Source organism: Arthrobacter sp. FW306-05-C (genome assembly GCF_021801725.1).
Lineage (GTDB): Bacteria > Actinomycetota > Actinomycetes > Actinomycetales > Micrococcaceae > Arthrobacter.
The window spans coordinates 2,441,608-2,453,952 of sequence record NZ_CP084556.1; the positions used below are offsets into that span (position 1 = coordinate 2,441,608).

15 protein-coding genes are annotated in these 12,345 nt (G+C 65.3%); 9 read left to right on the plus strand and 6 right to left on the minus strand.

Annotated features, from left to right (window positions below):
• Positions 1-99: 99 nt before the first annotated feature.
• Genes LFT44_RS11270 through LFT44_RS11290 form a run of 5 tightly spaced genes read left to right on the plus strand, consistent with a single transcriptional unit; the run spans position 100 to position 3,793 of the window.
• Positions 100-642: a hypothetical protein gene (locus tag LFT44_RS11270; protein WP_236798540.1), complete on the plus strand. Its 543-nt coding sequence runs from the start codon at positions 100-102 to the stop codon at positions 640-642.
• Positions 639-833 carry a hypothetical protein gene (locus LFT44_RS11275; protein WP_236798541.1) on the plus strand — a complete coding sequence of 65 codons (195 nt, stop codon included), beginning with the start codon at positions 639-641 and terminating at the stop codon, positions 831-833. The genes LFT44_RS11270 and LFT44_RS11275 overlap by 4 nt, the downstream gene beginning before the upstream one ends.
• Before the next feature lie 52 nt (positions 834-885).
• Positions 886-1,755, plus strand: a complete 870-nt coding sequence (locus LFT44_RS11280) for an HNH endonuclease (RefSeq protein WP_236798542.1) — start codon at positions 886-888, stop codon at positions 1,753-1,755.
• 30 nt (positions 1,756-1,785) lie between these two features.
• Entirely contained in the window at positions 1,786-2,817 is a 1,032-nt protein-coding gene (locus LFT44_RS11285) for an alpha/beta hydrolase (RefSeq protein WP_236798543.1), read from the plus strand.
• Between the two features lie 28 nt (positions 2,818-2,845).
• Positions 2,846-3,793 carry an alpha/beta fold hydrolase gene (locus LFT44_RS11290; RefSeq protein WP_236798544.1) on the plus strand — a complete coding sequence of 316 codons (948 nt, stop codon included), beginning with the start codon at positions 2,846-2,848 and terminating at the stop codon, positions 3,791-3,793.
• Between the two features lie 35 nt (positions 3,794-3,828).
• On the opposite strand, the gene LFT44_RS11295 is transcribed toward LFT44_RS11290, so the two are convergent.
• Positions 3,829-4,602 carry a hypothetical protein gene (locus LFT44_RS11295; RefSeq protein ID WP_236798545.1) on the minus strand — a complete coding sequence of 258 codons (774 nt, stop codon included), beginning with the start codon at positions 4,600-4,602 and terminating at the stop codon, positions 3,829-3,831.
• Complete coding sequence (locus tag LFT44_RS11300) at positions 4,599-5,207, minus strand: SRPBCC family protein (RefSeq protein WP_236798546.1); 609 nt, start codon at positions 5,205-5,207, stop codon at positions 4,599-4,601. Before LFT44_RS11300 ends, LFT44_RS11295 begins: the two co-directional genes overlap by 4 nt.
• 407 nt (positions 5,208-5,614) lie before the next feature.
• Between LFT44_RS11300 and LFT44_RS11305 the strand changes: the two genes are divergently transcribed.
• Together LFT44_RS11305 and LFT44_RS11310 are read left to right on the plus strand one after the other, a co-directional pair.
• Entirely contained in the window at positions 5,615-6,028 is a 414-nt protein-coding gene (locus LFT44_RS11305; RefSeq protein WP_236798547.1) for a hypothetical protein, read from the plus strand.
• Positions 6,029-6,428: 400 nt separating this feature from the next.
• Positions 6,429-6,929 carry a DUF2087 domain-containing protein gene (locus LFT44_RS11310; protein ID WP_236798548.1) on the plus strand — a complete coding sequence of 167 codons (501 nt, stop codon included), beginning with the start codon at positions 6,429-6,431 and terminating at the stop codon, positions 6,927-6,929.
• Positions 6,930-7,075: 146 nt separating this feature from the next.
• Here the strand turns inward: LFT44_RS11310 and LFT44_RS11315 are convergent, their stop codons facing one another.
• Positions 7,076-7,612, minus strand: a complete 537-nt coding sequence (locus tag LFT44_RS11315) for a GNAT family N-acetyltransferase (RefSeq protein ID WP_236798549.1) — start codon at positions 7,610-7,612, stop codon at positions 7,076-7,078.
• Positions 7,613-7,819: 207 nt separating this feature from the next.
• On the opposite strand from LFT44_RS11315, the gene LFT44_RS11320 reads away from it, so the two are divergent.
• Entirely contained in the window at positions 7,820-8,374 is a 555-nt protein-coding gene (locus tag LFT44_RS11320) for a DUF3090 domain-containing protein (protein WP_236798550.1), read from the plus strand.
• A gap of 50 nt (positions 8,375-8,424) precedes the next feature.
• Here LFT44_RS11320 and LFT44_RS11325 read toward each other — a convergent pair whose 3' ends face one another.
• Entirely contained in the window at positions 8,425-8,967 is a 543-nt protein-coding gene (locus LFT44_RS11325) for a hypothetical protein (RefSeq protein WP_236798551.1), read from the minus strand.
• Positions 8,968-9,066: 99 nt separating this feature from the next.
• Here LFT44_RS11325 and LFT44_RS11330 point away from each other — a divergent pair, with 99 nt between their 5' ends.
• Complete coding sequence (locus tag LFT44_RS11330) at positions 9,067-10,101, plus strand: AAA family ATPase (protein WP_236798552.1); 1,035 nt, start codon at positions 9,067-9,069, stop codon at positions 10,099-10,101.
• Positions 10,102-10,132: 31 nt separating this feature from the next.
• Here LFT44_RS11330 and LFT44_RS11335 read toward each other — a convergent pair whose 3' ends face one another.
• Positions 10,133-10,861 (minus strand): PspA/IM30 family protein, encoded by a 729-nt coding sequence (locus LFT44_RS11335; protein ID WP_236798553.1) that lies wholly within the window; start codon positions 10,859-10,861, stop codon positions 10,133-10,135.
• A 306-nt stretch (positions 10,862-11,167) separates the two neighbouring features.
• Positions 11,168-12,208, minus strand: coding sequence for an MsnO8 family LLM class oxidoreductase (locus tag LFT44_RS11340; RefSeq protein ID WP_236798554.1), 1,041 nt, complete (start codon positions 12,206-12,208; stop codon positions 11,168-11,170).
• Positions 12,209-12,345: the final 137 nt, after the last annotated feature.

A 12,345-nucleotide genomic window follows, 5' to 3' on the forward strand; every position in this document is an offset into this window, starting at 1 on the left:
GAGCAGCGCAGTTGAAGCAGCCGCCCATCTGCTGATGACGGGGAATGCAGGTGGAGTGTCGTCCCGCTGCCGCCCGAACCTGGCGCCTAAGCTGGTCCGGTGACCCCAGTTCCCTCCCCCGATCCGCTGGATGTCGTCGTCCACTCCGGTCCGGCTGACTGGTGGGTCATCCTTGCGGGGTTGGGGCCCCTGGCCGTCCTCATCGCCGCCCTGCTGGCCTTCTACATCAACTGGCGCACCCTGAAACAGCGCACTGCCGCGGACAAGACAGCCCTGGATCAAAAGCGCGAAGCCGATGCCAACGCCCTTCAGCAGAAGACCGAGGCGGACAGCAGGGCGGAATGGTGGCGCCGCACCCAGTGGGCATTGGACCGGGCGCTGGACCCGGATGAAGGGACCAAGGCGCTGGGGCTGGCAACCCTGGAGGTCCTGGCCAGGAGCGAGTTGGCCCGGACCGAGGAACTCGAGTTGTTCGATATCGCCTGGAAGAGCGTGTCCGGGGACGAGAACGGCGAGGAGAACGGGGACGATGGCCAGGTGGACGCCGGGCCGGGGCAGGAGCTGGCCTTCGTGGACGACGGCGGCAACTTAGGCGAGAATGGAACGACGGATGACGACAGTACCAAGGAGGTTGGACCGTGAGCGCAACATCGCCTGAACATCGTTTCGTCCACACTCCCCGGAACACCGCAGCCAAGCCGGCCAAGAAAACCGGTTCGGCCGCCGAGCACCGTGTCCAGGTTGCGGCGGCGCGGCTCCGCGTCACGCTCGATCAACGCCTGGGCCGCGAAACGCCCGCCAAGACCAAGGCATTGGCCAAGGAACCGATCTAATTCCCGCCCCGGTGTTTGAGGTTCGACGGCGCGTGGTGGAGTTCGGTGCGCAGTGGCTGCGGTAATTCTCGGGTGCGACACAAACAGGCTTCTGCGCTGGGACTACCGTGCCGTCGTCGAGCACGTCGCGGAATCCGGCAGGGCGGTGGAGCGGTGGTGCCTGGAGCAGCACCCGGACGCCGGCCCTGGCCTCAGCCCGGGCACCGAAGCCTGGCTCCTGCTGTGCGGCAGCAATGAAGCCGGCAGCGGCCTGATCGGTCACGGAGTGGTCGCGTCGGAGCCGTACCAGCTGGCTGGAACGGGCGAATGGTTCGTCGCCGTCGCCTTCGATGCGCTGCTCGCACTGGGTGAGCAGATACGGCCCGGCATCCTTGGCGACGCGCTCCCCCGTGACCACTGGCCCAAGGCGGGCGGACCTTCCCTGGTGGCCTTGCCGCCGTCGTACGAGCCTCCCCTGCGCCGGCTGTGGCGTGCTTGCGGGCCCACGACGGCGGGACGCGCTGAGGTGGTCGGGGGCAGCCTGCCGCCCGGCGCCGTCAGCACTGTCCAGGTAAGCCGCTACGAACGGGACCTTGACGCGCGGCGGGTCTGCCTTGCGTTTCACGGCACATCGTGCGCCGCCTGCGGGTTCTCTTTCGAGTCCGCCTACGGCGGCAACGCACCAGAGGCGCTCGCCGTGCACCATGTGGTGCCGCCGGACATGCTGGACAGCGGATACCAGCTGGACCCCATAGCCGACCTCATTCCGCTGTGCCCCAACTGCCATGCGGCGGCCCACAGCGTGAACCCGCCGCGCACGGTGTCCGAACTCCGGAACATGGGCTCCGCCTCCAGCCCGGTGATGAGGGGTGAGGTGGTGACAGCCCTGGCCCTGAGGGCCCAGGAGGATGCACGGCGGATCATGGAAGGCGGGCAGGGGTAGGCCCGGGCCACGGGCTCGTAAAATGGAGGAATGACGGTGGCTGCCCATTCCGGTGGCGCGTTCCCGCTGGCCCGCCGGGCCCGGACTGCGTTGCGCCGGGTACCTGTGTGGACGTGGCGGCTGATGATGCGTTCGGTCAGCTCGCGGGAGCGGATACGGTTCAACACGGATCCCGTCACCGAGGTGGCCTATGTCCACGACCTCGACTATGTGGGCGATGGCCTGCGCGCCCACCGCCTGGATGTAGTGACACCCTTGTCGGTGGCACAGACGTCGGCCGAAGGTGCGGTGGCGCGTGGCGGGAGCCTGCCGGTCTACGTCTATTTCCACGGCGGAGGATGGACGTCCGGCGACAAGTCGGCGTTAACCAAGTACTGCGCCAACCAGGCTTTAGGCGGGATGGTGGTGGTCAACGTCAACTACCGGCACGCGCCGCGGTTCCACATGGGGCACGTGCTCGAGGACGCGAACGCCGCCCTCGCGTGGGTTGTGGCCAACATCGAAGAGTACGGCGGGGACCCTGCGCGCCTGATCCTGGGCGGGGACTCCGCGGGCGGGCAGATTTCGGCCCTGCTCACCGCCATCAGCCTGCGCCCTGAGCTCGCCGCACACTACTCGCTGCTGCCGGCCGTTCCGGCGGGGCATGTGAAAGGGCTTGTCCAGCACTGCAGCGCCGTCGATTTTTCGGTGTTTTTTGAAAGCGGCTTTGTCCTCAGCCTGAACTTCGTTCGCATGCTGCTGCCGGCCACGGCTCCCCTGACACCAGCACGACTGAAGTCTGCAGCCGGGTACCTGTCCCCTATCGAGTGGCTGGACGGGAGCCACCCGCCGGTCTTCGTCACCACCTCCGAGCGCGACTTCTTTTACCGGTCCAACCTCAATTTCATCGAGCGACTGCAGGACCATGGCGTTCCAGTGGATGCCCTCATCTACCCCTGGGCCAGCGCCAACACCGAACATACCTGGCAACAGGATTACCGCTACCCGGAATCCCAGGAAGTGTACCGGCGGCTCCATGCCTTCGTGGGCAAGGTGGCGGGTCTACCCTCTGCCGCTGACTAGGCCCCGCCGGCTGGGTTATCTTGGGACCATGTCGGAGCCGGGCCAACGAGAGTACGGGGTTGACCCCGAGGAATTTGGCTCTGCCCGCGTGGATGCGGCTGCCCTGCTGGATGCGGAGCTAGGGGACGTCGACTGGTCGGTGCCGCCGCCTGGCTCGGTGCACTTTACGCTGGACGTCCCCAGCGGCAAGCTCGCGGCCATGGCCTTGGGCAATCCGGAGGATCCGTGCGTCGTCCTGGTCCCCGGTGCCACCGGATCCAAAGAGGACTTTTCCCTCATGCTGCCGGACCTGGCCGGCGCGGGGTACTACGCCCTGACGTACGATCTTGCCGGCCAGTACCAGTCGGCGGGCGCAGGGCCGGAGAACCTGGTGCCGCCCCGGAAGCACTACGACTACCGGTTGTTCGTGGACGACTTCCTGGCGGTTATGGAATCTACGGCAACCCCTGTGCATGTTGTGGCCTATTCCTTCGCGGGCATCATCGCCCAGCTCGCCTATGTTGAGCGGCCGGACCTCTTCCGGTCCATCACCTTCCTTGGGTGCCCGCCGGAACCGGGCCCGAGTTTCCGGGGTGTGATCCGCATTGGCCGGTTCAGCACGTGGGTCAACGGCAGGGCAGGCGCCGCGCTGCTCATTTGGGGAATCCGCAGCGGCAGGGTGGCCCATGTACCGCCCGGAAGGCAGCGGTTCGTAAACTACCGCTTCCGTTTCACGCGCCGCTCCTCCATCCGCGATATCTACACGCTGATGCAGCATGTACCGGACCTACGGCACGAGCTGGCTGAGGCCCCGCTTCCCAAGTTCGTGGCCGTGGGCGAGCATGACCTGTGGCCGCTCCAGCTGCACCGGCTGTTCGCGCAGGCAATCCGTGCCCGGATCGGCGTCTACCGGGGTGGGCACAGCCCCTGCGAAACGTCCCCGCACGAGTTCAGCCGCGACCTCCTTGCGCTTTATGCGAAAGCTGAGGAGGCGTAGTGATGCATCGATTGTTGAGCCGGCCGATTGCGGGGCTACCCTCTTTCGTTGTATGCCCTCTCTGCCCGCCGTTTGATCCCGGCGAGCATTGCCCGCTGCATTACCGTGTCACCGCTCCGGATCACGGCGGCCGCCCGGACCATCCACCCCGGGTGGTAACAGGCACGTGAGCGGACGATCAACCGGGCGGCGGACTCCAGTTCCGGCCTCAGGATGAATGCCCAACTGCAGGAAAAGTAGCTTCGTGGAAGTTTGGTTCCGGGAAGGACCTCACGGCCGCTGAGGGTCCGGCTGCTGTAGAGCACCATGGCGCGCCCGGGATCCAGCTGGACAACACGCCACGCACCAACTGCCGCGTTGCAGTTGGGCCCGTCCAAAAGAATGTCCCCTTCATGGAGGGTCTGGTGCCCTGCCAAGATGCCGGCAGCACTTGAACGCGGGCCGGTCGACCCGTCGGGGTCCTTCCACCACGGCATATCTCCGTACCAGCCGCCGCGTCCGTATCCTGCCTGGGCGAGCCAGGGCCATACGTATCCGGGCGGGCAGGCGATGGAAGTTGCCCTCGTGGCCTGCCAGTTCGGCTGGGGAACAACGTCATCCCCGGGCAGGCGTTCGGTCATCTCGTGGGCCGCAGCCCCGCTGACGCGCCACTCAGGGTGGGCAAACCCGTAAACGGTCTCCGCGGCGTACTCCGCCAGGACCACCACGGCGTCCCGCGCACGGCTCCACGGGTGTTGACGGCGGGCGCGGACGTCCTCCCGGGCACCGGCCTCCATGACGTGCGGCCGCTTCCCTTTTCCGAACGTCATGACACCATCGTTTCGGCCCGTTCGCGGAGGTTGAGCAGCATCTTCCGCATCATCCAGATGTCGCCGAATTCCACGAGTGCCGAGAACAAAATTGCGGGTGAAAACCAGCGGTAGCGGGCGCGGATACGGCTGACAAGCCGGGTTGAACCGTCGCCGATGGGCTCAAGCTGCCACGCCCAGCTGTTATTCCCCGGCGCGCCCCACACCATGGACAGTGGCGGGTCCATCCTCTGCACCTGGATGCCGTGCTTGCCGTCGGGGCTCATGGGAACAATGTCACCTACGGTAAGGTTCTGCAGCTCCGGGATGATGCGCCGTGCACTCGGGCGCCCCAGGTTGTCCAGGATGTCGTAGCTGTACCAACCGCCGCGGCCAAGCCCCGCTTGGACCAGCCATGGCCATATCCGTTCCGGCGCTGCCCCGATGGTGATGGCCCTCGTGGCGTTGAACGTCGGTTTGGGCACCAGTTCGTCGCCGGGCATCGCCCGCGAGACCTCTTCAGGCGTGGCGCCCCAAGTGAGTTGCCAGGGACGAATGTAACGGAGGTACGTGCCCCCTGCACCCAGTATCACGAGCAAAAGGATCGCCCGCCTGTGGAACAGCATCGGCCAATCGTGGCATTGCGCTCCCCCAGGATCCAGGGCCGGAAGTCCCGCCCGCCCACTATGAAAGCCGGGGACGCCTGTCTGGAACCCGACAAATCGTCCTGGGCGGTCCTTCTCGCTGACGAACACCACGGACAGACGGACAAAGGGCCCTAGCCCCCGTTCGGTACCCCGGCATACCGTGCCTGTACCGGCCCTAACGGCCCAGTCACATGGAAGAAGATGAACGTCATGCCCGCAACCGACATACGCGGAAAGACCCGTTTGGCAGCTATAGTTACCGGTTTGCTAACCGCTTCCGGGATAGGCATCGCGGCCGCGCCCGCAGCCTCCGCTGCCGAAGTCTTCAGGGAGCGCTACAGCTCCGAGTATGTACAGGCGGATACATCCAGCATGTCAGCCGACGGATGCTCGTACAGCTACATCTCCGCCAGCGCCGGGACCTCATCCCCCTCAACGGCGCCAGCACCATGTACTACTCCTCCTCCGAGTTCAACAAGTGCACCGGCCAGAGCCACTTCGTTTACGGGGAAGCCGCCACTCAGGTCTTTACCTTCCAACGCGGACTGGTGCATGCTGTCGCCACGGTGCCCCTCTCAGATGGATCCCAAATCCACCTGGACCTTACATGGCAGGGCACGGGGAAGGTGGAAAGAGGCGGATCAAACTCGCGGAACGTGCTGCCGGGCCAGTTCGTGCAGCGGTATTCATACCACGGCACGATTCAGGAGGCCACAGTAACAGGGACACTGTCGTTCGAGAATGCGTACATATCGGCCTCGAAAAGCTCGTCGATGACGGTGACGATTGCCATGCCCTGAGGACGGCAAGCCCGGCGGGAAGCGTTGACATGGGCCAAGGGCGTGGAGGCTCGCCAGGCCGGGGTGGGCGGGATTCGCCAGTACGACGAGCGTCTTCGGCTCGACTATGACGACGACGGCAGTCGCCTTGGCAGGAAGGCCCGCCGCGGTAGTCAGCAGCTTTGAGGCGCGGGCAGGTTCGTGGGCCGAGTTGTAGGGGTGCCGGGTCTTACAGCGGTGAAGACGCCGGCATCCCGCCGCTGGCACCCCTGTGCCTGATACGTGCGCAACGCTGCGGATTGTCCTGTGTGCGGCCAGCTTCCGGGAACCGCGGCCCGCGGGATACGATCGCCAACACGCCTCGAGGCAATGGTGTGGCTCGACGGCACAGGAGGAGAATGGCGTGGCCCGAGGATCGAAAATGAACGGACCCCACTGGCGTCGCGTGCTGGCGGCGCTGGGCAACAGTGATGCCAGGACCGCCTATGCCCAGATAGTGCTGGGGGCGGCCCCCAACGATATCCTGCCTGACGTGAAGGAGCAGCGGCGCCACCGGGCCATCGCCGCGCTGCTGGAGTCCGGGCTCGTCCAGCGGCGGGCATCCGGTGAGCTGGTGGCGGAGGAGACCATCTTCCGGGACCTGCTGGCCCAGCAACCCCGCCGGCAGCCACAGACCGGGCTGGACAGGTTCATGCGACTGGGCCGAATAGAGAGATATCCGGCGAACGTGGCAGAACGGAGGGCGCTGTTGGCGAGGATCGCCACCGAGGCCATCGCACCCGGCGAGAAGCTCGCTGAAAGGCAGGTCAATGAGCGGCTGCTCAGTTATACCGATGACGTGGTGCTGCTGCGCCGCTACATGGTCGACTTCGGCGTCCTGCAGCGCACCCCTTCGGGCTCTGCCTACTCCTTAGCGGAGTAACCGGCCCCTGCCCTGAGATGGTGTGCAGTAGTTTGGACGGGCCGTCAACATCCCCGTCGGACTGGGGCTGGCCCACCTGCGTGCTTCATGACTGCCGCGATTCCGCACTCAGCCGCCAAATGAGCCTTCCCTCCTACTCCTGTCGTCTAGAGAATCCGCTGGAACATGCGGTGGTCCTGCCATAACCCGGCTATCCGCAAATAGGCTCGCGCGGTGCCGTAGGACTCGAATCCATTCTTCTCCAGCACCCGCTGTGATGCCGTATTGTGCACCAGGGTCGCGGCCTCAAGACGGTGCAGCGCGAGGTCATGTTTGGCGATGTTGACAGCGGCTGCCACCGCCGCCGTCATGATCCCGGAACCCTGCAAAGCTTGGTCCACCCAGTAACCCAGATGTGCGTTTTGGAAGGCACCCCGCACGATCGAACTCAGGGTCAGCAGGCCGACGACCTCATCTTTACGCACCAACACCATTGGAAGGCCGGTGCCCGCAGAAAGTTCCCGTCGCTGCCTGATGATCACCTCTTGTTGTCCCTGGACTGTGTAGAACTTGTCGGGCCGAATCGGTTCCCACGGCGCAAGATGGGCGCGGTTCTTCTGAAACGCCTCAGCCAGCGCCCTGGCGTCCAGCTTCTGGACTGGCCGGAGGACAACGCCTTCAAGGAGTTCCGAAGAGAAGTGCATCTATTCACACTACCCAGCAGGACGGATCCGTCGGGCCCGCGCGCTACAGAGTTACCTCTGTCGGTACCCGCGTGCCCGCAGGACCTCGGCGACGCCGCCCAAGGCAAGTGGGACGGTCACGGCGGTGGGCAAGTGGCGTAGCAAGCTGAAGGGGTTCGTCCATGCGGCCCACCGGCCGACGAAGCTCATGTCGCCTAGACTACTGCCATGCCTACACTTGTTCACGAGTTTTCCTGGCCTGACCGGGTCGTTATCGGCACCGTCGGTGTTCCGGGGGCGCGTACGTTCTACCTGCAAGTACGGACAGGCAGGCAAATCGTAACCATCGGTCTGGAAAAGCAGCAGGCAGCTCTGCTCGCAGAGAAGATAGACGAAATTCTCGACCAGCTCAACACCCTTGAGGGCAATCCCTTCAGCGTCCCCACGGGTACTCCTATCGAGTTGGTCGATAACGACCCGCTTGAGGTCGTTGAAGAGCAATTCCGAACCGGCGCCATGAGCCTGGGGTGGGACCCGACGACGGCGCAGGTGGTCATAGAGGCTTACCCCATCAGCGATGTCGATGGTGATGGTGATGACGAATCTTTTGACCAGGACGACGCTGAGGTACCCGAAATGGTGTTGGTGAGAATGCCGGTGGGCACCGCTCGCGCATTCACCAAGCGCACGCGTGAGGTGGTGGGCGCCGGCCGTCCACTATGCCCGCTCTGCGGGTACCCCATGGACACCGAGGGTCACGTCTGCTCCCCTCCCGAAAACTGATAGGGCGCATCGGCCGACCGCCGGCGCAGCGCCTTGAACGCAGTCATCGCCTAAGAGGGCGTCAATACGACGCGCTGAAGATTCTGGAGAGTGGCCGGTCCGGCTGCGATGTCAATAACGCCAGCGTCTGAGTTCAGGCTAATGACGTGAAAGTCCAACGGCACTTCCTGCTTGGCATCCTGGCGGTTGGCCTTCCGTGGTGGGAACTCCGTGGCCCTAAGCCCCGTAAGCGCCTTGCTGCGGCCACTGGCTATCAGTTCGCCGTGGACGGTCGGCTGGAAATCGATTCGTCCCGGGCCTGGGCTGGCGACGCCCATCTGCCATGTGCTGCTGAGCGAGCCCGGCGATGAGTCGGGGAAGCGCAGGAAGATGACTAATTTGCCGGGCTCATCCGGCTTGGCCGCGTCCGTCGGGAACCGCGTCGTCATAAAGAACACGCCGCCGCCGATCATCAGCGCATAGAAGGCGGCATTGGCGACCGCGTCTTCGAGAGTGCCCCCAAGGATGAGACCAGCCGCCAGGATGGCGGCGCAGGCCACAACGCCCACCAAAACTGCACGGAGCGCGGGATGCATTTCGCCCCACTTCCTCATGGCGCCATCCTAGGGCCGGACCCTTTCCCCCGCTACGGCCCGTCGTTTGGGAGCAGGACGAAAACGTTCGTGGCCGGAATCGGGTACTACAGTGGAGGCATGGCTGCCAGTCGGAAACCGCTCGACGAGCTGCGCGAAACCATCGGCCACCTGGCCGATCAGCTCAAGCTGCCCGGTTCGGAGCGCGTCGACGACCTCGTTGGCGATCTCGTTGGTCCCAGGCCCGGGCCGGCCCGGCCGCTGTCCGAGGTGCAGGCCGAGCTCGACGCGCTGGTCGGGCTGGAGACGGTCAAAGAACAGGTGCGGGCACTCGTCGCACTGCTCCAGGTCCAGGCCCGCCGCAAGGCCCACGGCCTACCGGAGGTGGCCACATCACAGCACCTGGTGTTCCTGGGAAACCCAGGCACGGGCAAGACCACTGTGGCGCGGCTTCTGGCGGAGATGTACCGCGCGGTAGGGCTGCTGCAGAAAGGCCACCTGGTGGAGGTGGACCGTTCCGGCCTGGTGGGGCAGTACGTCGGACAGACCGCCATCAAGACGGACCGGGTCATCCGCCGTGCCCTGGACGGCGTCCTGTTCATCGACGAGGCCTACGCCTTGGCTCCGGAGGACGGCCGGATGGACTTCGGTCCCGAGGCGATCGAGGTCCTGCTGAAGCGGATGGAGGACCACCGGCATCGCCTGGTGGTGATCGTGGCCGGATACCCGCGGCTGATGGAATCCTTCCTGCTCTCGAACCCCGGGCTGCGCTCCCGGTTCGCCCGCGAGATCACATTCCCCGACTACTCCGTCGACGCACTCCAGACGATCTTCCGCCAGATGCTGGCCCAGCACGAGTACAGGCTGGAGCCGGGTGCGGACCAGATGCTGCGCCGCATCCTCGCCGGGCTCCACGCGGGTGAGGACTCCGGCAATGCACGGTTCGCCCGCACGCTGTTCGAGCAGGCGCTGAACCGCCAGGCGCTGCGGCTGTCGCTTGACGAGGAACAAAGTCTCGACGCACTCGATCGTGAGGCAGTTATGACGCTCACCGCGGACGACATCGTTGAGGCCGCACTGGCCCTGGGTGAAGAACCGGAACCCGAACCGATACCGGAGCCGGAGCAGCCACGCTGGTGGCGCTGGCTGGTCTGACGGAATTTGCCGCGCCGCCCTGGACCACGTCCTAGTAGTCGATGGCTTTCCGGTCCATGGACTTCAGCGCCGCAAGCCGTGCCTCCACTTCGGTCTGCTCGCCGAGGTCTTCCAGGGAGGCGAACTGGGCGTCCAGTGATGAGGCGGCGAGTTCCTGCTGGCCGCGGACGGTGGCTTCCTGGCGCCGGACCTTGTCCTCGTAACGGCCGATCGCCGAAGTTGGGTCCCCGCCGTCCAGGGCCTTGAGCGCCTCGTTCACCTGAGACTGGGTAGCCGCGACCCGGGCGCGGTTGGCCAGCTCGTTGCGCTTAGCGGTCAGCTCCCCGAGCTTGCCCCTCATCATGTCCAGGCCGTTCTTCAGCTGGTCGACCACCTGGTTCTGCGCGGCCAGAGCAGGTGCCTGGGCCTTCGCGGTGGATTCGGCAGTCAACTGCCGGCCGATGGCGACCTTGGCGAGGGCATCGAACTTGTCCGCGTCAACACTGTTCCCCGCGGCGCGGAACTCATCGGCCTTCCGGGAAGCTGCGATGGCCTTCTTGCCCCACGTGTTGGCGTCGTCCACTGCCCGCTTGTGGTCGTCTTCGGCCATGCGAAGGTTGCCGATCGTCTGGGCCACTGCGGACTCGGCTTCGCGGATGTTTTCCGAGTAGTCGCGGACCATCTGGTCCAGCATCTTCTGCGGGTCTTCGGCGGAATCGAGGAGGGCGTTCAGGTTGGCCTTGGCGAGCTGGGCGACACGGGAGAAAATACTCTGCTTCACTGCGGTCTTTCTATCGTTAGTGGAATTGGCATCCTATCCGACTGCCAGCAATCTGGGACCCAGCGGTAGTGACGTGGCCACTCTTGAGCAAACCTTGTGCCCATCGTGGGCTGCCGTTTAGGAACGGGTCCTATCTTTGAGGGCAAGATCCTGTCGCTGGGGCAGGTTCTACACATGGGGACAGGGCCGGCGGCCGCAGCATCCCGAGACCGGATGCAGCCCCCCAAACCGCCGCCGGCCCTTAAACCCGGGTCACCCAGACTGCCCCCGCACGCGGCGATGGTTCCGCTCAGCGTGGCGTGCGCGTCAACGGGATGCTACGAATCCACGGCGGTCGTCCATGCTGGGGAGCTCTTCTTGGGGAAAGAGCCCGGCCAGGATCCGATCCGATTCCGCCTGTGCCGCGACGTCGAAGGCTCCGCCTGTGACGAGTAACTCGTCAGCTCCGGAGGTCGCGAGCAGGTGCTGGACTTGGGTCCGTACCTCGGAGGCCGTGCCGTAGAGCGATGTGGACAGGCTTCTTTCGACCGCTTCCTTTTCGCGGACAGTCAGCCCGGGCCACTCGGTGGGACCCACGGGCGCCAGGGCAGCGAATTCACCGGTGGTCCTGGAACGGGCCAGCGCGATGGCTTCGGGCAAAAGCAGTTCCCTTGCCGCTTGGTGAGTCGCGGCCGCCGCTACGTTCGCGGAAACCATGATGTAGGGTCGCTGGAACCAGCGTGATGGACGGAACTGTGAGCGATACCTGTCCAGCGCCGGGAGTCTGCCGTTCTGGTCTGTCCGGAACACGGCTGGCCCGCCCAGCACTACAGCCAGGCCGGCACGGGCTGCAATTTCAATTCCCGAACCCGTGGCCAGCACGAATACCGGTGTAGCCGAGTCGTTCCGCGGCCGGGCTGTGATGGACGCGGTTCCGGACAGGTAGGCAAGCAGTTCGGCCAGTTGGTCTTCAAACCGCTCAGCTTCCTGTTTCCCGGCGCGAAGCGCATCCCGGACTGCCGGGGTGAAACCGACAGACCGGCCAACGCCCAAGTCGATCCGCGCGGGATGAAGAGCTTCCAGCGTGGCCGCCTGCTCGGCCACCACGAGTGGCTGGTGGTTGGGAAGCATGATGCCTCCTGAACCGACCCGGATGGAGTGCGTCCTGGCAGCAACGGCGGCCATCAGCACGGCGGGTACGGAACCGGCAATGCCCGGCACCGCATGGTGCTCTGCGACCCAGAAGCGGTGGTAACCCCATTCCTCGGCCCGCTGGGCCCGTTCCAGCACCCGGTTCAGGGCGTCGGCAGCAGGAAACCCCTCCCGGGCGTTGGCACGGTCGAGAATGGAAATCCGCGGAAGGGTCATACTGCTGGAACCACTTCGGGCGAGGAAGAATTCCTCGCCCGAACGCGGGTACTGAGTGCGGGTCCGACGCTGTCCGGCCTGGGGTGTGCGGGCGGCCTGAGTCGCTCCCCCAATGCCAAGCGGACAGCCAGTGGATC

Bases quoted from the DNA above. Each gene is read 5' to 3' on its own strand.
- LFT44_RS11295 (WP_236798545.1), bottom strand. From the start codon at position 4,602: ATGACGTTCGGAAAAGGGAAGCGGCCGCACGTCATGGAGGCCGGTGCC.
- LFT44_RS11340 (WP_236798554.1), bottom strand. From the start codon at position 12,208: ATGACCCTTCCGCGGATTTCCATTCTCGACCGTGCCAACGCCCGGGAG.
- LFT44_RS11305 (WP_236798547.1), top strand. From the start codon at position 5,615: ATGCTCGTACAGCTACATCTCCGCCAGCGCCGGGACCTCATCCCCCTC.
- LFT44_RS11285 (WP_236798543.1), top strand. From the start codon at position 1,786: ATGACGGTGGCTGCCCATTCCGGTGGCGCGTTCCCGCTGGCCCGCCGG.
- LFT44_RS11325 (WP_236798551.1), bottom strand. From the start codon at position 8,967: ATGAGGAAGTGGGGCGAAATGCATCCCGCGCTCCGTGCAGTTTTGGTG.
- LFT44_RS11320 (WP_236798550.1), top strand. From the start codon at position 7,820: ATGCCTACACTTGTTCACGAGTTTTCCTGGCCTGACCGGGTCGTTATC.
- LFT44_RS11310 (WP_236798548.1), top strand. From the start codon at position 6,429: ATGAACGGACCCCACTGGCGTCGCGTGCTGGCGGCGCTGGGCAACAGT.
- LFT44_RS11315 (WP_236798549.1), bottom strand. From the start codon at position 7,612: ATGCACTTCTCTTCGGAACTCCTTGAAGGCGTTGTCCTCCGGCCAGTC.
- LFT44_RS11300 (WP_236798546.1), bottom strand. From the start codon at position 5,207: ATGCTGTTCCACAGGCGGGCGATCCTTTTGCTCGTGATACTGGGTGCA.
- LFT44_RS11330 (WP_236798552.1), top strand. From the start codon at position 9,067: ATGGCTGCCAGTCGGAAACCGCTCGACGAGCTGCGCGAAACCATCGGC.
- LFT44_RS11290 (WP_236798544.1), top strand. From the start codon at position 2,846: ATGTCGGAGCCGGGCCAACGAGAGTACGGGGTTGACCCCGAGGAATTT.